Raw genomic sequence first — 15,734 nt, 5'->3', positions numbered from 1 at the left:
TGCCTTATTTAAACTGTTTGAGGAAACGCAGATCGTTTTCGAAGAATGAACGCAGGTCGGTGACGCCGTAACGCAACATGGTCAGACGCTCCATCCCCATACCGAAGGCGAAACCGGAGTAAACTTCCGGATCGATGCCAACATTACGCAGCACGTTCGGATGCACCATCCCGCAGCCCAGTACTTCCAGCCATTTACCGTTTTTACCCATGACGTCCACTTCTGCAGAAGGTTCGGTGAACGGGAAGTAGGAAGGACGGAAGCGAATCTGCAAATCTTCTTCAAAGAAGTTACGCAGGAAGTCATGCAGCGTGCCTTTCAGGTTGGTAAAGCTGATGTTGGTATCAACAATCAGACCTTCCATCTGATGGAACATCGGCGTGTGAGTCTGGTCGTAGTCGTTACGGTAAACGCGGCCAGGCGCGATAATACGAATCGGCGGCTGCTGGGCTTTCATGGTGCGGATCTGTACGCCAGAGGTCTGGGTACGCAGCAGGCGGGTAGCGTCAAACCAGAAAGTGTCGTGGTCAGCGCGCGCCGGGTGGTGACCAGGAATGTTCAGAGCATCGAAGTTATGATAATCGTCTTCGATTTCCGGCCCGGTTGCCACGGTAAAGCCAAGCTCACCGAAGAAACTTTCGATACGGTCGATAGTGCGGGTAACCGGGTGCAGGCCACCGTTTTCGATACGACGACCAGGCAAGGAAACATCGATAGTTTCCGCAGCCAGACGCGCATTCAGCGCTGCGCTTTCCAGTTCAGCTTTACGCGCATTCAGCGCCTGCTGAACTTGCTCTTTCGCTTCGTTGATAACCGCACCAGCTGCCGGACGCTCTTCTGGCGGCAGCTCACGCAGGGTCGTCATCTGAAGGGTTAAGTGCCCTTTTTTACCCAAATATTCGACGCGCACATTGTCTAACGCGGCAACATCTGACGCCTGGCTAATGGCCGCCTTCGCACTGGCAACCAGTTCTGCGAGATGTGACATGGTTTTCCTCATTGTGTCAGTGGTGACACTGGTTCGTTGGACTTAGAGCCTATCCCATCAGGCTATTTTACTTGCCATTTTGGTCCCGGGCAGTGCTCGAAATCCTCACGTACTTAAGTACGCTCCGGTTTCTCCGCGCTGGCCGTGTCCAGACTGGCTGCGACAATTACGCCTGATGAGACAGGCTTTTTATTTTTCAAAACGCGCATACAAAAAAAGCCTCCACTGGGAGGCTTTCAGGCGCTGTTTTCCGTTTCTCTTCTCACGCGCTAGCCTCCTGGAGTCAGGTGCTAAAGTAAAAAAAGAAGCGGAAAATAGCAGCATTCATTGCTTGCGTTACCTTTTGGTACTTTTCAAAAGACCTTTATTGAAAAGGCTACGGCGATAAAAGTCAATGTTTTGATGGTGTTGAAACGAAAAGAGGGAGACTAGCTCCCTCTTTCAACTGGCTTATGCCAGAGCTGCTTTCGCTTTTTCAACCAGAGCGGTGAACGCTACTTTGTCGAATACTGCGATATCAGCCAGGATCTTACGGTCGATTTCAACAGAGGCTTTTTTCAGGCCATTGATGAATTTGCTGTAAGAAATACCGTTCTGACGTGCTGCTGCGTTGATACGCGCAATCCACAGTTGACGGAACTGACGCTTACGTTGACGACGGTCACGGTAAGCATACTGACCAGCTTTGATAACAGCCTGGAAGGCAACGCGGTATACGCGAGAACGCGCACCGTAGTAGCCTTTAGCTTGTTTCAAAATTTTCTTGTGACGTGCGCGTGCAATAACACCACGTTTTACGCGAGCCATATGTGCTCTCCTGTATCTATATTCTAATTAAAAAGTTAAAAAACGTTAACGGCTTATGCGTACGGCAGGCACGCGATTACCAGGCCCAGATCGCCTTTGGAAACCATGGCTTTCGGACGCAGGTGACGTTTACGTTTGGTCGCTTTTTTGGTCAGAATGTGACGCAGGTTAGCGTGCTTGTGCTTAAAACCACCTTTACCGGTTTTTTTGAAGCGCTTAGCAGCACCGCGTACGGTCTTAATTTTTGGCATTTTAATAACTTCCACTTCGCATTGTTAATAAACAGAAACAAAGGCGAATCACCCTGTGAGCCAAGGCCCACAGGAATGATTACTTGATGGCCTTACTGTTTCTTCTTAGGAGCGAGCACCATGATCATCTGGCGGCCTTCGATCTTCGTTGGGAAGGATTCGACCACTGCCAGTTCTTGCAAATCGTCTTTCACGCGATTAAGCACTTCCATACCGATTTGCTGGTGCGCCATCTCACGACCGCGGAAACGCAGCGTGATTTTGGCTTTATCACCCTCTTCGAGAAAGCGAATCAGGCTGCGGAGTTTTACCTGATAGTCGCCTTCATCTGTACCAGGACGGAATTTAATTTCCTTAACCTGGATAACTTTTTGCTTTTTCTTCTGTTCCTTAGAAGACTTGCTCTTTTCATAGAGGAATTTGCCGTAATCCATTATACGACAAACCGGCGGCTCGGCGTTAGGGCTGATCTCGACTAAGTCTACTCCGGCTTCTTCAGCTTTCTCCAGAGCTTCTCTCAGACTCACAATACCAAGCTGCTCGCCTTCCAAACCTGTTAAGCGAACTTCCTGGGCGCGAATTTCGCCATTGATACGGTTAGGACGCGCCGTTTGAACTCGTTTTCCGCCTTTAATACCTTATTCCTCCAATTGTTTAAGACTGCGGCTGCGAATCTCTTGTTGCAGCTTCTCGATCACTTCATTTACGTCCATGCTTCCCAGGTCTTTACCACGGCGGGTGCGAACGGCAACTTTGCCAGATTCCACCTCTTTATCACCACAGACCAGCATATATGGGACGCGACGCAAAGTGTGCTCGCGGATTTTAAAGCCAATCTTCTCATTTCTCAAGTCTGCTTTAACACGAATGCCCGCATTTGATAGTTTTTGCGTCAATTCGTTAACGTATTCAGACTGTGAATCCGTAATGTTCATGATAACAACCTGAACCGGCGCAAGCCAGGTCGGGAAGAAACCAGCGAACTCTTCGGTCAGGATACCGATGAAACGTTCCATCGACCCAAGAATTGCACGGTGAATCATTACCGGAACCTTACGCTCGTTGTCTTCGCCTACATAGGAAGCGCTCAGACGAGACGGTAAGGAGAAGTCCAGCTGTACTGTACCGCACTGCCATGCACGATCGAGGCAGTCATACAGGGTAAATTCAATTTTCGGACCGTAGAACGCGCCTTCACCCAGTTGATACTCAAACGGGATGTTGTTTTCTTCCAGCGCAACTGCCAGGTCCGCCTCAGCACGATCCCACATTTCGTCACTGCCAATACGTTTTTCAGGACGAGTGGAGAGCTTGACCACGATCTTCTCGAAGCCAAAAGTGCTGTACATATCATAGACTAAACGGATACATCCGTTAACTTCATCGCGAATTTGTTCTTCAGTACAGAAGATATGCGCGTCATCCTGGGTAAAACCACGCACGCGCATCAGGCCGTGAAGGGATCCTGACGGCTCGTTACGGTGGCAGCTACCGAACTCGGCCATACGCAGCGGCAGATCGCGATACGACTTCAGCCCCTGGTTAAAGATTTGTACGTGACCCGGACAGTTCATCGGCTTAATGCAGTATTCACGGTTCTCAGAAGAGGTGGTGAACATTGCATCTTTATAGTTTTCCCAGTGACCGGTTTTTTCCCACAGGACGCGGTCCATCATAAACGGACCTTTAACTTCCTGATACTGGTACTCTTTCAGTTTAGAACGAACGAACACTTCCAGTTCACGGAAGATGGTCCAGCCGTCATTGTGCCAGAACACCATACCCGGCGCTTCTTCCTGCATATGGTACAGGTCGAGCTGTTTACCGATTTTACGGTGGTCGCGTTTAGCGGCTTCTTCCAGACGCTGCAGGTACGCGTTGAGGGCTTTTTTATCTGCCCACGCAGTACCATAAATACGTTGCAACATTTTGTTGTTGCTGTCGCCGCGCCAGTAGGCCCCTGCCGTTTTCATCAGTTTGAAATGGTGGCAGAAACGCATATTCGGTACGTGCGGACCGCGGCACATATCGACATATTCTTCGTGGAAATAGAGGCCAGGCTGGTCATCATGGGCGATGTTTTCGTCCAGGATGGAAACTTTATAGCTCTCGCCGCGTTTAACGAACGTTTCACGCGCTTCGTGCCAGCTGACTTTCTTCTTAATGACGTCGTAGTTTTTCTCAGCAAGCTCATGCATCCGCTTCTCGAGTGCTTCGACATCTTCCTGGGTTAACGTGCGGTCAAGATCAACGTCGTAATAGAAACCGTTATCAATAACCGGGCCGATTGCCATTTTGGTATGCGGCCAAAGTTGTTTAATTGCGTGCCCTAACAGGTGCGCACAGGAGTGACGAATGATCTCCAGACCTTCTTCGTCTTTAGCGGTAATGATCGCCAGTTTAGCGTCGTTTTCAATCAAATCGCACGCATCTACCAGTTCGCCATTAACGCGCCCTGCGATACAGGCTTTCGCCAGACCTGGACCAATGTCCAGCGCAACATCCATGGGGCTTACAGCGAGGTCGTAATGGCGTTGGCTGCCATCAGGAAGAGTAATAACAGGCATGTTATATCCTTATTTGCAGTGGTGACCCACACGAAAGATCACATACAAAGATTCATATGAAATTTATCAAAAAGGTTTGGGCTGATTCCCGCTTCACTCTGCGAAATATGTCACAGCATGCTGATTGGCGATGCCAGACCTACACCCACTTTCTGATAATACCGCTTGGCAGTTTACACGGTAATTGTTATCGGGCAAAGCGACAATCATCATGTTTGATATGATATAAATCAATACAGGCAACACCTGACCCTTTTGTTACACTCGATTATTGAAGACTGGAAATCCCCTGGAAAAACGCATGCCGACAAAACGTTTCAACAAAAAACACTGGAAGATGGTGGTCGTCCTGCTGTCTATTTGCGGCGCGATGCTGTTGCTACGCTGGGCAGCGATGATTTGGGGCTGAATGGTGGGGCGCTATCAACAAACAATGCAGCCAGACCGCAGAACACGGCCCGGCACATTATTACATCCTGTAGCCCAGCGATAACGTGGTGCGGCGATCGGTATGTTCCGGCGCAGACTCAGGCGGTTCAGAGTTCCATGTAACGTTGTAGGCCACCTTCAGACCGAAATGTTCATTGATGGCAACATTTAATGCACTTTCCGAGTTCAGCGTAGTGTCTTCAGCACCAAAAACCGATACACCCTGGGTAAATTTAGCGTTGTCGGTCAACTGCCACGCATAAGCTCCGGAGGCATACCCCAGCGGCTGCGTTTCACTGGCATTATCGGTATATTTGTCGTAACGCACGCCAGGACCGAATTCAAAGCGGAAGCTGTGTACCGGGCCATTTAAAAACTGGCGACCATAACCCGCAGTCAATACATCTCGTTCCCGATAGCCGTTATAACGGTCTGTCAGCCAACTTGCCTGACCAAACAGATAGTCATAATCAGTTAAATTAAAACGGCTACGCCCACCAACTGCATATTTTTCCGAAGAACGCTCATCATTAGAAGAAGTATTGCTGGCATTTCCCCACAGCGACCAGGCAGTCGTCTGCCCATACCAAGTCATAGTGGTATCAGCCGTCAGTGAGGAACTTTTCGTGTTGCCTGATTGTGCAAGGTAACCTGCATTCAGATTACCTTCGAAAGGTTTTTTTGCGCTGGCAGGATCGTCCATGACAGTAAAAACGGAATCATCGGCAGTTGCAGTCAGAGACGCAAACATACCCCCCGCCAACATAACGATGGCAGGAACTGTCTTCAAAAGCTTCATTTATTAAAAGTCCGTACAACAAAAAAAGAGACCATCGCGGTCCCGGAAACTTTCTTAAGGATCAAAGAGTAGCGTCCCTGGAAAGGTGACAAATTATAAAAAGGAGTGAAAAACTTAGCAATGACTTCTTATTTCATTTTTTGAATAAGCGCGTTGCGAAAACAGATATTTATTTATATATCTTTACCTTATTAATTTTATATAAATATCTAATAAATCATATTGTTAATTCCTTCACTTTCCACTGATTCAGTGCCAGACTGAAATCAGCCTATAGGAGGAAATGATGGTACGTATCTATACGTTGACACTTGCGCCCTCTCTCGATAGCGCAACAATTACCCCGCAAATTTACCCCGAAGGAAAACTGCGCTGTACTGCCCCCGTGTTTGAACCAGGTGGTGGCGGTATTAATGTCGCTCGCGCTATTGCTCATCTGGGCGGGAGCGCGACGGCTATATTCCCGGCCGGCGGCGCGACCGGCGAACATCTCGTCGCTCTGCTGGCCGATGAAAATGTCCCTGTTGCCACTGTCGAAGCGAAGGACTGGACCCGCCAGAATCTGCATGTACATGTGGAATCCTGCGGTGAGCAGTATCGCTTTGTCATGCCCGGCGCAGCTTTAAGCGAAGATGAATTTCGTCAACTTGAAGAACAAGTTCTGGAAATCGAGTCTGGGGCTATTCTGGTTATTAGTGGAAGCCTGCCACCAGGCGTGAAACTGGAAAAATTAACGCAGCTTCTTTCTGCTGCGCAAAAACAAGGAATACGCTGCATCGTCGACAGTTCCGGCGAAGCCTTAAGCGCAGCACTGGCGATTGGCAATATCGAGTTAGTTAAACCTAACCAAAAAGAACTCAGCGCACTGGTAGGTCGCGAACTCACTCAACCCGATGATGTGCGTAAAGCCGCGCAGGAAATTGTTAATAGTGGTAAGGCCAAACGGGTCGTCGTTTCCCTTGGTCCACAAGGAGCGTTGGGGGTAGATAGCGAAAACTGCATTCAGGTTGTGCCACCGCCGCTAAAAAGCCAAAGTACCGTCGGTGCTGGCGACAGTATGGTTGGGGCTATGGCGCTGAAGCTGGCAGAAAATGCCTCGCTTGATGAAATGGTTCGTTTTGGCGTGGCTGCCGGTAGTGCCGCAACACTCAATCAAGGAACACGCCTGTGCTCCCATGACGATACACAAAAAATTTACGCTTACCTTTCCCGCTAATCGAGACATTCCCCCCTCGGTTGGGGGAATCACCACAAACCTGTCAGCAATGCGTTTCTGCGACTATGCTAAAAAATCACGTGATAACAAAGAGGTGAATTATGGCTGGTGGCGATCTTGTCCGTTATGTCATTACCGTCATGTTGCATGAAGATACATTAACTGAAATTAATGAGTTAAATAACTTTCTGACACGCGATGGCTTTTCACTGACCATGACAGACGATGATGGGAATATCCATGAACTCGGGACGAATACCTTTGGACTTATCAGTACGCAAAACGAAGATGAGATAAGAGAACTCGTTGCCGGACTCGCCCAGAGTGCTACAGGCAAAGACTCCGAGATAAGGATCACAACCTGGGAGGAATGGAATAGCAACAAATAAAGATTTTTGGGCAATAATCAGTCTGTGGTGTGCGTTAGCTCGTGTTTTTACACCTTATTCTTGCGCTAACCTTATGATCTGGCAGACAGCATGGGAGAGACATCATGTGGCAGGTAATCAGTCGTCTTTTGAGCGAGCAGTTAGGTGAAGGCGAAATCGAACTGCGTAATGAACTGCCTGGCGGGGAAGTCCATGCCGCATGGCATTTGCGCTATGCAGGACGTGACTTTTTCGTCAAATGTGATGAAAGAGAATTGCTTCCCGGTTTTACCGCCGAAGCCGACCAACTGGAGTTATTGTCTCGCAGTAAAACCGTCACCGTACCCCGGGTGTGGGCAGTTGGCGCTGACCGTGACTACAGTTTTCTGGTGATGGATTATCTCCCTCCTCGGCCGTTGGATGCACATAACGCCTTTATTTTAGGGCAGCAAATTGCGCATCTACATCAATGGAGCGACCAGCCACAATTTGGCCTCGATTTCGATAACGCCCTTTCTACTACCCCTCAACCCAATACCTGGCAACGCCGTTGGTCAACGTTTTTTGCTGAACAACGGATTGGCTGGCAACTGGAGCTGGCAGCAGAAAAAGGGATCGCCTTCGGCAATATCGACGCCATCGTCGAGCATATCCAGCAGCGCCTGGCCTCACATCAGCCGCAACCATCACTGTTACACGGCGATCTATGGTCAGGGAATTGTGCGCTAGGTCCGAATGGTCCGTATATTTTCGACCCTGCTTGTTACTGGGGCGACAGAGAGTGCGATCTGGCGATGTTGCCGCTACATACCGAACAGCCTCCGCAAATCTATGATGGTTATCAATCAGTGTCACCGCTACCGATCGATTTCCTCGAACGCCAACCGATTTACCAGCTTTACACTTTGCTAAACCGTGCAAGGTTGTTTGGTGGTCAACATCTGGTTATTGCTCAACAATCATTGGATAGATTGTTAGCCGCGTGACGGGAGTCGATGATAATGGCCGCACCGCGCGGCCTTTGTATTAAATGAAACCGAGCAGAGAAAAGAACACGTATCCCGCAGCAATACAAATGACCGGCAGGATATAGAGTGAAAAAAACTGCGTGAAGATAGTATGGCGTGGAACGACAATGCGCGACTCGATCTGTTCACGCGTTAACCCCTCTTCCCCTTTAGCCTTCTCCAGAATGAGTTGATCTTCAACGCCTTCGCGCAAGAAGCGCACCTGACGACTCATGCGTGCTCCAGAGTCTTGCAACGCCAGACCGACAAAAATCAGGATAAAGATCACCCAGAACATAACGTTCACACCACCATTAAAATTGGGCGTCGGCGAGTTATACCAGAACAGATTCAAAAAAGGCGTATTCGCCTGCATCATATCGATCATGACATGGGCAAAGTCGAGCATTACCGCATTAATGCCTTCCTGGGTTTCTTGCCGGGTATTCATAAACTTCAGCAAGGAAATCAACGTGGAAACAAGTGTTGGTATAAAAATCACCCAACCGAAAATCCTTTTCAAAATAGCAATGCGTCCAGCTTGTTGATACGTCATGAGTTCTCCTTGATTAAGACGCGTCGATTCACTTAGTTTACCTGTAGATATCTGTTTTCGCCCATTCTTTAAAGGCGATATGATAGGCGCTTAATCATAAGCACTGCTTAATACCTTACACATAATGCTCTAAAGGAGAGGTTGTAATGTCAACCCCACGACAGATTCTTGCTGCAATTTTTGATATGGATGGATTACTTATCGATTCCGAACCATTATGGGATCGGGCCGAACTGGATGTGATGGCAAGCCTGGGGGTGGACATCTCCCGTCGTAATGAGCTACCGGACACCTTAGGTTTACGCATCGATATGGTGGTTGATCTGTGGTATGCCCGGCAACCGTGGAATGGACCGAGTCGTCAGGAAGTGGTCGATCGGGTAATTGCCCGTGCCATTTCGCTGGTTGAAGAGACGCGTCCACTACTGCCTGGCGTGCGAGAAGCCGTTGCTTTATGTAAAGCGCAGGGCTTATTGGTTGGCCTGGCTTCAGCGTCACCGCTGCATATGCTTGAAAAAGTGCTGGCCATGTTTGACCTACGTGACAGTTTCGATGCCCTCGCCTCCGCCGAAAAATTGCCTTATAGCAAGCCACATCCGCAGGTTTATCTCGACTGCGCAGCAAAACTGGGCGTTGACCCAATCGCCTGCGTGGCGCTGGAAGACTCTGTTAATGGCATGATCGCCTCGAAGGCAGCACGAATGCGCTCCATCGTCGTTCCTGCACCAGAAGCGCAAAATGATCCACGTTTTGTGTTGGCGAATGTAAAACTTTCATCCTTGACAGAACTCACCACGAAAGACCTCCTCGGCTAATAAAAAGGGGCGTGGTGACACGGCCCCTGGTTGCTTATCTGAAATCACGTTCAACTGATGATTTTATCATCATATTATGATGAAGAGTTACACCGTCACCACTTCCGCGCACTGTACAAAAACCCTATACTGTACGTATCGACAGTTTAGTGAGTTTTATCATGACGGCGGAAGGTCACCTCCTCTTTTCTATTGCTTGTGCGGTGTTTGCTAAAAATGCCGAGCTTACACCCGTGCTGGCACAGGGTGACTGGTGGCATATTGTCCCTTCCGCAATATTAACTTGTCTGTTACCGGATATTGACCATCCAAAGTCGTTTCTTGGGCAGCGATTAAAGTGGATATCAAAACCCATTGCCCGCGCTTTTGGTCACCGTGGCTTCACCCACAGTCTGCTGGCGGTGTTTGCTCTACTGGCGACCTTTTATCTGAAAGTTCCGGAAAGCTGGTTTATTCCAGCTGATGCTCTGCAAGGTATGGTTCTCGGTTATTTGAGTCATATTCTTGCTGATATGCTGACCCCTGCTGGCGTTCCCCTACTCTGGCCGTGCCGATGGCGTTTCCGTCTGCCAATTCTGGTTCCACAAAAAGGCAACCAGTTAGAACGTTTTCTCTGCATGGCGTTGTTTGTCTGGTCAGTGTGGATGCCCCATTCACTGCCCGAAAACAGTGCCGTGCGTTGGTCATCGCAAATGATTAATACCTTGCAGATCGAGTTTCATCGCCTTATTAAGCATCAGGTTGAATACTAAAAAAACAAAAATCGCTTTTCTGGAATAAGCCATTCCATTTGAATATAAGAGCCAGCTCACAGTTCTGTTAATCTTGCTTCAACACTATGGCTACTGCGTAGCGATAGAAATAATAAGATCAGGAGAACGGGGATGAACTTTCCATTAATTGCGAACATCATAGTGTTCGTTGTGCTGCTGTTTGCGCTGGCCCAAACCCGCCACAAACAGTGGAGTCTGGCCAAAAAAGTGCTGGTAGGTCTGGTGATAGGGGTGGTTTTTGGCCTTGCCCTGCATACCATTTATGGTTCTGACAGCCAGGTACTTAAAGATTCTGTTCAGTGGTTTAACATTGTCGGTAACGGCTATGTTCAGCTACTGCAAATGATCGTCATGCCGCTGGTATTTGCCTCCATTTTAAGTGCGGTTGCCCGTCTGCATAACGCGTCTCAACTAGGCAAAATCAGTTTTCTGACTATTGGTACGCTACTGTTTACCACGCTGATTGCGGCGCTGGTCGGTGTACTGGTCACTAATCTGTTTGGTCTGACAGCTGAGGGGCTGGTTCAGGGTGGCGCTGAAACTGCGCGTCTGAACGCTATCGAAAGCAACTATGTCGGTAAAGTCTCTGACCTGAGCGTTCCGCAGCTTGTCTTGTCCTTTATCCCGAAAAACCCGTTTGCCGATCTGACCGGTGCCAATCCGACGTCAATTATCAGCGTGGTAATTTTTGCGGCTTTCCTGGGCGTTGCAGCACTGAAACTGCTGAAAGATGATGCGCCGAAAGGTGAACGAGTCTTAACCGCTATCGATACGCTGCAAAGCTGGGTGATGAAACTGGTTCGCCTGGTCATGCAACTGACGCCATACGGCGTTCTGGCACTGATGACCAAAGTCGTTGCTGGCTCCAACCTGCAAGACATCATTAAACTGGGTAGCTTCGTTGTCGCGTCCTACCTCGGTCTTATCATTATGTTTGCAGTGCATGGCATTCTGCTGGGTATTAATGGCGTAAGCCCACTGAAATACTTCCGTAAAGTCTGGCCAGTGCTGACGTTTGCCTTCACCAGTCGCTCCAGTGCTGCGTCTATTCCGCTGAATGTAGAAGCACAAACGCGTCGTCTGGGTGTTCCTGAATCCATAGCCAGTTTCGCCGCCTCTTTCGGCGCGACCATTGGTCAAAACGGCTGTGCCGGGCTGTATCCGGCAATGCTGGCAGTGATGGTTGCGCCTACGGTTGGCATTAATCCGCTGGACCCAATGTGGATTGCGACACTCGTTGGTATCGTCACTGTGAGTTCAGCAGGTGTTGCAGGCGTTGGTGGCGGTGCAACATTCGCCGCACTGATTGTACTCCCTGCAATGGGCTTGCCGGTAACGCTGGTGGCATTGTTAATTTCCGTTGAACCACTTATCGATATGGGCCGTACGGCACTGAACGTCAGCGGTTCTATGACCGCAGGTACACTGACCAGCCAGTGGCTGAAGCAGACCGATAAATCCATTCTGGATAGCGAAGATGACGCCGAACTGGCTCACCGTTAACCCTGGCTTATAACGCAAAACGCCTGTCATCCCGACAGGCGTTTTTTTATTCTTCGACCTCATTCTCTTGTCGAATCTGATTCGCCCAGCGCTGGGCCGCCTCCGGCACACTAAACGCCGGTGAGCGCAAGAATGACTCCCCCACCAGAACAAACGCTACATATTTGCCACGTAATATCCAGACATCACGAAACGAATCCATTTTAATTGCATGCTCCGGCGGCGCAGGTTCCGTGCGCGGGACATAGCTAATAATCGGGCGGTTTTGCTGACGTAGCGGTTTCTTCATTACTGGCTTCACTAAACGCATATTAAAAATCAGAAAAAATGTAGTTTAGCCGATTTAGCCCACGTCCGTCCTGCTTTGCGTACATCTTCAAATACTTTCGCCGACACCACCTCCAGAGCGAGACATCCCCGATGGTCTATAGTTAGAGGGTTTTTTGACCAAAAAAGCGGCCCTTTCAGCAATGAAATAAGGAGACGAGTTCAATGTCGCAACATAACGAAAAGACCCCACATCAGCACCAGTCCCCCCTGCACGACTCGAACGAAGCGAAACCAGGAATGGACTCACTGGCACCTGAGGACGGCTCTCATCGCCCAGCGGCTGAACCGACCCCGCCAGGCGCGCAGCCTACCGCGCCAGGCAGTCTGAAAGCCCCTGATACGCGTAATGAAAAACTCAATTCCCTGCAAGATGTACGTAAAGGTAGTGAAAATTATGCGCTGACCACCAATCAGGGCGTGCGCATCGCTGACGATCAAAACTCACTGCGTGCCGGTAGCCGTGGTCCAACGCTGCTGGAAGATTTTATTCTGCGCGAGAAGATCACTCACTTTGACCATGAGCGTATCCCGGAGCGTATTGTTCATGCGCGAGGATCTGCGGCTCATGGTTATTTCCAGCCGTATAAAAACTTAAGCGATATTACCAAAGCCGACTTCCTGTCTGACCCGAACAAAATCACCCCAGTATTTGTCCGTTTCTCGACCGTTCAGGGTGGTGCTGGCTCGGCAGATACCGTGCGTGATATTCGCGGTTTTGCCACCAAATTCTATACTGAAGAGGGTATTTTTGACCTTGTCGGCAACAACACGCCGATCTTCTTTATTCAGGATGCGCATAAATTCCCCGATTTTGTTCATGCGGTAAAACCGGAACCGCACTGGGCGATCCCACAGGGAGGTAGCGCCCACGACACATTCTGGGATTATGTTTCCCTGCAACCGGAAACGCTGCATAACGTGATATGGGCGATGTCGGATCGCGGGATCCCGCGCAGCTACCGTACGATGGAAGGTTTCGGCATCCACACTTTCCGCCTGATTAATGCCGAAGGGAAAGCGACGTTTGTGCGTTTCCACTGGAAACCTCTGGCAGGTAAAGCCTCGCTGGTATGGGATGAAGCGCAGAAACTCACCGGACGTGACCCGGACTTCCACCGCCGTGAGCTGTGGGAAGCCATTGAAGCAGGCAATTTCCCGGAATACGAACTGGGCTTCCAGTTAATCCCGGAAGAAGACGAATTCAAGTTTGATTTCGACCTTCTCGATCCAACCAAACTTATTCCGGAAGAACTGGTGCCAGTACAGCGCGTCGGCAAAATGGTGCTTAACCGCAACCCGGATAACTTCTTTGCCGAAAACGAACAGGTAGCTTTCCATCCAGGGCATATTGTCCCCGGTCTGGATTTCACCAACGACCCGTTATTGCAGGGGCGTTTGTTCTCTTATACCGATACACAAATTAGTCGTCTTGGTGGGCCAAATTTCCATGAAATTCCGATTAACCGCCCGATCTGCCCTTACCATAATTTCCAGCGTGACGGCATGCACCGCATGGGAATCGACACCAATCCGGCAAACTACGAACCAAACTCGATCAACGACAACTGGCCGCGCGAAACACCGCCGGGGCCGAAACGCGGCGGATTTGAATCATACCAGGAACGTGTTGAAGGCAACAAAGTCCGCGAACGCAGCCCATCGTTTGGCGAATATTATTCCCATCCGCGTCTGTTCTGGCTAAGCCAGACGCCGTTTGAACAGCGCCACATTATCGACGCTTTCAGCTTTGAATTGAGTAAAGTTGCTCGTCCGTATATTCGTGAACGCGTCGTTGATCAACTGGCACATATCGATCTCACTCTGGCGCAGGCTGTGGCGGAAAATCTCGGTATCGAACTGACTGATGAGCAACTGAATATTACCCCGCCACCAGACATCAACGGTCTGAAAAATGCCCCGACATTAAGCCTGTATGCCATTCCTGACGGTGATGTCAAAGGCCGTGTGGTAGCGATTTTGCTTAATGATGAAGTGAGATCGGCAGACCTGCTGGCCATTCTCAAGGCGCTGAAAGCCAAAGGCGTTCATGCCAAACTGCTTTATTCACGGATGGGCGAAGTGACCGCCGACGACGGCACAGTATTGCCAATTGCTGCTACCTTTGCCGGAGCGCCTTCGCTGACGGTGGATGCGGTCATTGTCCCTTGCGGTAATATTGCGGATATCGCAGACAACGCCGATGCGAACTATTACCTGATGGAAGCCTACAAACACCTTAAACCGATTGCGCTGGCGGGAGACGCCCGCAAGTTCAAAGCGACAATTAAGGTGGATGACAAAGGTGAACAAGGGGTTGTGGAAGCCGACAGCGCCGACGGTAGTTTTATGGATGAACTGTTAACGCTAATGGCGGCGCACCGCGTCTGGTCACGTATGCCTAAGATTGACAAAATTCCGGCGTAAATATGGGTGGCGCAATTGCGCCACCTTTGCCTGATGCGCTGCGCTTATCAGGCTTACCGGATGCTCATAATGCTTTGAAATTTCAATATATTGTATGCCGAACAAGGTGTTTACGCCGCATCCGGCAAAACAGCCTTACCTACACATCCAGATAACTACCCAACCGATAACCACGCTCGGCAATGGCATACTTCAACGACGCCGACGTTAACACATCCAGTTCCGCTAACCGTGGGAAACAGTAAGCACTCTGGCGAATTGTATTATCGACAAACGCAGGATGGCACATCACTTCCAGTGAGCGTTCACCGCGATGACTGGAATCATCCAACACTTGCAGGAACAGTGATTCACTGATCTCTTCACCATAGAATGCACTACTGAAGCCCTGTGAACTGCGCAGATTTGCGGGTAAATCACCGTCGTTAAATACTGGCTGGCGATCAATACGCAACGCAATCTCCTCTTCAACCGCAAACTTCGCCACAATCGGGAAAATCTGCGGGAACATATGCACATGATGATGACTATCAAGATGTGTTGGTTTGCGGCCAAACAATTCAATGAATCGCAGATACTGGCTGGCGAGTTCCTGGGAAATTTCTTCCAGTGGTAAGGCATCATCTTCTGCCAGCTGCCAGATCCATTTCCCCAACACACCTTGCCGGGTCAGCCCAGGCATCTCAGTCAGCGGCTTACCCAGTGTAAGGACAAAGTGCATCCCAACTGCCAGACTCGGCTCATCACGACTTAACCGCACCGCATGGTCGATAGCTTCCCCATTCACCAGCGCCGTCGTTGAGGTGACAATACCATTACGACAGGCCTCGATAATGCCGTAGTTCTGGCCTTTACTTAAGCCAAAGTCATCGGCATTAACAATCAGTAAGCGTTCCATAAT

General features: G+C 49.6%; 18 protein-coding genes and 1 other annotated feature. Of the genes, 8 read left to right on the top strand and 10 right to left on the bottom strand.

Features of this window, described 5'->3' with window-relative positions; all coding sequences use genetic code 11:
- Positions 1-4 precede the first annotated feature (4 nt).
- The 6 genes from pheS to thrS all read right to left on the bottom strand — a co-directional run bounded on the left by pheS (position 5) and on the right by thrS (position 4,613).
- A complete protein-coding gene (gene pheS / locus AACS80_RS10485) occupies positions 5-988 on the bottom strand; it encodes a phenylalanine--tRNA ligase subunit alpha (protein WP_000018588.1) in 984 nt (327 codons plus the stop codon).
- A gap of 209 nt (positions 989-1,197) precedes the next feature.
- Positions 1,198-1,322: a sequence feature (Phe leader region), on the bottom strand.
- Positions 1,272-1,316, bottom strand: coding sequence for a pheST operon leader peptide PheM (gene pheM / locus AACS80_RS10480; RefSeq protein WP_001386830.1), 45 nt, complete (start codon positions 1,314-1,316; stop codon positions 1,272-1,274). Its footprint overlaps the feature before it by 45 nt.
- A gap of 116 nt (positions 1,323-1,438) precedes the next feature.
- Entirely contained in the window at positions 1,439-1,795 is a 357-nt protein-coding gene (gene rplT / locus AACS80_RS10475; protein ID WP_000124850.1) for a 50S ribosomal protein L20, read from the bottom strand.
- A 53-nt stretch (positions 1,796-1,848) separates the two neighbouring features.
- Entirely contained in the window at positions 1,849-2,046 is a 198-nt protein-coding gene (gene rpmI, locus AACS80_RS10470; protein WP_001124225.1) for a 50S ribosomal protein L35, read from the bottom strand.
- Positions 2,047-2,138: 92 nt separating this feature from the next.
- Positions 2,139-2,681, bottom strand: coding sequence for a translation initiation factor IF-3 (gene infC, locus AACS80_RS10465; protein WP_001700733.1), 543 nt, complete (start codon positions 2,679-2,681; stop codon positions 2,139-2,141).
- 3 nt (positions 2,682-2,684) lie between these two features.
- Positions 2,685-4,613 carry a threonine--tRNA ligase gene (thrS, locus tag AACS80_RS10460; RefSeq protein WP_138183780.1) on the bottom strand — a complete coding sequence of 643 codons (1,929 nt, stop codon included), beginning with the start codon at positions 4,611-4,613 and terminating at the stop codon, positions 2,685-2,687.
- A 301-nt stretch (positions 4,614-4,914) separates the two neighbouring features.
- Here thrS and yniD point away from each other — a divergent pair, with 301 nt between their 5' ends.
- Complete coding sequence (gene yniD, locus AACS80_RS10455; protein ID WP_064529152.1) at positions 4,915-5,022, top strand: small membrane protein YniD; 108 nt, start codon at positions 4,915-4,917, stop codon at positions 5,020-5,022.
- A 60-nt stretch (positions 5,023-5,082) separates the two neighbouring features.
- Here the strand turns inward: yniD and AACS80_RS10450 are convergent, their stop codons facing one another.
- On the bottom strand, positions 5,083-5,841 hold the full coding sequence (locus AACS80_RS10450; RefSeq protein ID WP_130208288.1) for a DUF481 domain-containing protein: 759 nt from the start codon (positions 5,839-5,841) through the stop codon (positions 5,083-5,085).
- Between the two features lie 286 nt (positions 5,842-6,127).
- Between AACS80_RS10450 and pfkB the strand changes: the two genes are divergently transcribed.
- The 3 genes from pfkB to AACS80_RS10435 all read left to right on the top strand — a co-directional run bounded on the left by pfkB (position 6,128) and on the right by AACS80_RS10435 (position 8,411).
- Positions 6,128-7,057: a 6-phosphofructokinase II gene (gene pfkB / locus AACS80_RS10445; protein ID WP_135410208.1), complete on the top strand. Its 930-nt coding sequence runs from the start codon at positions 6,128-6,130 to the stop codon at positions 7,055-7,057.
- A gap of 101 nt (positions 7,058-7,158) precedes the next feature.
- Positions 7,159-7,446: a type V toxin-antitoxin system endoribonuclease antitoxin GhoS gene (gene ghoS / locus AACS80_RS10440; protein ID WP_135410008.1), complete on the top strand. Its 288-nt coding sequence runs from the start codon at positions 7,159-7,161 to the stop codon at positions 7,444-7,446.
- A gap of 104 nt (positions 7,447-7,550) precedes the next feature.
- Positions 7,551-8,411, top strand: a complete 861-nt coding sequence (locus AACS80_RS10435; protein WP_130257723.1) for a fructosamine kinase family protein — start codon at positions 7,551-7,553, stop codon at positions 8,409-8,411.
- A gap of 40 nt (positions 8,412-8,451) precedes the next feature.
- On the opposite strand, the gene AACS80_RS10430 is transcribed toward AACS80_RS10435, so the two are convergent.
- Positions 8,452-8,988 carry a YniB family protein gene (locus tag AACS80_RS10430; RefSeq protein WP_130224655.1) on the bottom strand — a complete coding sequence of 179 codons (537 nt, stop codon included), beginning with the start codon at positions 8,986-8,988 and terminating at the stop codon, positions 8,452-8,454.
- Positions 8,989-9,134: 146 nt separating this feature from the next.
- Between AACS80_RS10430 and hxpB the strand changes: the two genes are divergently transcribed.
- The 3 genes from hxpB to tcyP all read left to right on the top strand — a co-directional run bounded on the left by hxpB (position 9,135) and on the right by tcyP (position 12,079).
- Positions 9,135-9,803: a hexitol phosphatase HxpB gene (gene hxpB, locus AACS80_RS10425; protein WP_130208296.1), complete on the top strand. Its 669-nt coding sequence runs from the start codon at positions 9,135-9,137 to the stop codon at positions 9,801-9,803.
- A gap of 161 nt (positions 9,804-9,964) precedes the next feature.
- Positions 9,965-10,555: a metal-dependent hydrolase gene (locus tag AACS80_RS10420; RefSeq protein WP_064529159.1), complete on the top strand. Its 591-nt coding sequence runs from the start codon at positions 9,965-9,967 to the stop codon at positions 10,553-10,555.
- A gap of 132 nt (positions 10,556-10,687) precedes the next feature.
- Positions 10,688-12,079 carry a cystine/sulfocysteine:cation symporter gene (gene tcyP, locus AACS80_RS10415; RefSeq protein ID WP_135491412.1) on the top strand — a complete coding sequence of 464 codons (1,392 nt, stop codon included), beginning with the start codon at positions 10,688-10,690 and terminating at the stop codon, positions 12,077-12,079.
- A gap of 46 nt (positions 12,080-12,125) precedes the next feature.
- Here tcyP and cedA read toward each other — a convergent pair whose 3' ends face one another.
- Complete coding sequence (gene cedA / locus AACS80_RS10410) at positions 12,126-12,389, bottom strand: cell division activator CedA (protein WP_130208300.1); 264 nt, start codon at positions 12,387-12,389, stop codon at positions 12,126-12,128.
- Positions 12,390-12,571: 182 nt separating this feature from the next.
- Between cedA and katE the strand changes: the two genes are divergently transcribed.
- Complete coding sequence (gene katE / locus AACS80_RS10405; protein WP_138183779.1) at positions 12,572-14,833, top strand: catalase HPII; 2,262 nt, start codon at positions 12,572-12,574, stop codon at positions 14,831-14,833.
- A 139-nt stretch (positions 14,834-14,972) separates the two neighbouring features.
- On the opposite strand, the gene chbG is transcribed toward katE, so the two are convergent.
- The gene (gene chbG, locus AACS80_RS10400; RefSeq protein ID WP_135410011.1) at positions 14,973-15,731 is read right to left on the bottom strand and encodes a chitin disaccharide deacetylase; all 759 of its coding nucleotides are present in this window, start codon (positions 15,729-15,731) and stop codon (positions 14,973-14,975) included.
- Positions 15,732-15,734: the final 3 nt, after the last annotated feature.

This window comes from Escherichia sp. E4385 (assembly GCF_963883145.1).
GTDB lineage: Bacteria > Pseudomonadota > Gammaproteobacteria > Enterobacterales > Enterobacteriaceae > Escherichia.
Note: the sequence above shows the minus strand (reverse complement) of the source record. Positions and strands in the feature narration are given on the sequence as shown.

Excerpts from the sequence above, each read along its gene's own strand:
- ghoS (WP_135410008.1), top strand. The coding sequence starts at position 7,159 with ATGGCTGGTGGCGATCTTGTCCGTTATGTCATTACCGTCATGTTGCAT.
- hxpB (WP_130208296.1), top strand. The coding sequence starts at position 9,135 with ATGTCAACCCCACGACAGATTCTTGCTGCAATTTTTGATATGGATGGA.
- AACS80_RS10430 (WP_130224655.1), bottom strand. The coding sequence starts at position 8,988 with ATGACGTATCAACAAGCTGGACGCATTGCTATTTTGAAAAGGATTTTC.
- AACS80_RS10435 (WP_130257723.1), top strand. The coding sequence starts at position 7,551 with ATGTGGCAGGTAATCAGTCGTCTTTTGAGCGAGCAGTTAGGTGAAGGC.
- yniD (WP_064529152.1), top strand. The coding sequence starts at position 4,915 with ATGCCGACAAAACGTTTCAACAAAAAACACTGGAAGATGGTGGTCGTC.
- pfkB (WP_135410208.1), top strand. The coding sequence starts at position 6,128 with ATGGTACGTATCTATACGTTGACACTTGCGCCCTCTCTCGATAGCGCA.
- rpmI (WP_001124225.1), bottom strand. The coding sequence starts at position 2,046 with ATGCCAAAAATTAAGACCGTACGCGGTGCTGCTAAGCGCTTCAAAAAA.
- AACS80_RS10420 (WP_064529159.1), top strand. The coding sequence starts at position 9,965 with ATGACGGCGGAAGGTCACCTCCTCTTTTCTATTGCTTGTGCGGTGTTT.
- tcyP (WP_135491412.1), top strand. The coding sequence starts at position 10,688 with ATGAACTTTCCATTAATTGCGAACATCATAGTGTTCGTTGTGCTGCTG.
- cedA (WP_130208300.1), bottom strand. The coding sequence starts at position 12,389 with ATGCGTTTAGTGAAGCCAGTAATGAAGAAACCGCTACGTCAGCAAAAC.
- pheS (WP_000018588.1), bottom strand. The coding sequence starts at position 988 with ATGTCACATCTCGCAGAACTGGTTGCCAGTGCGAAGGCGGCCATTAGC.
- AACS80_RS10450 (WP_130208288.1), bottom strand. The coding sequence starts at position 5,841 with ATGAAGCTTTTGAAGACAGTTCCTGCCATCGTTATGTTGGCGGGGGGT.
- katE (WP_138183779.1), top strand. The coding sequence starts at position 12,572 with ATGTCGCAACATAACGAAAAGACCCCACATCAGCACCAGTCCCCCCTG.
- chbG (WP_135410011.1), bottom strand. The coding sequence starts at position 15,731 with ATGGAACGCTTACTGATTGTTAATGCCGATGACTTTGGCTTAAGTAAA.
- rplT (WP_000124850.1), bottom strand. The coding sequence starts at position 1,795 with ATGGCTCGCGTAAAACGTGGTGTTATTGCACGCGCACGTCACAAGAAA.
- thrS (WP_138183780.1), bottom strand. The coding sequence starts at position 4,613 with ATGCCTGTTATTACTCTTCCTGATGGCAGCCAACGCCATTACGACCTC.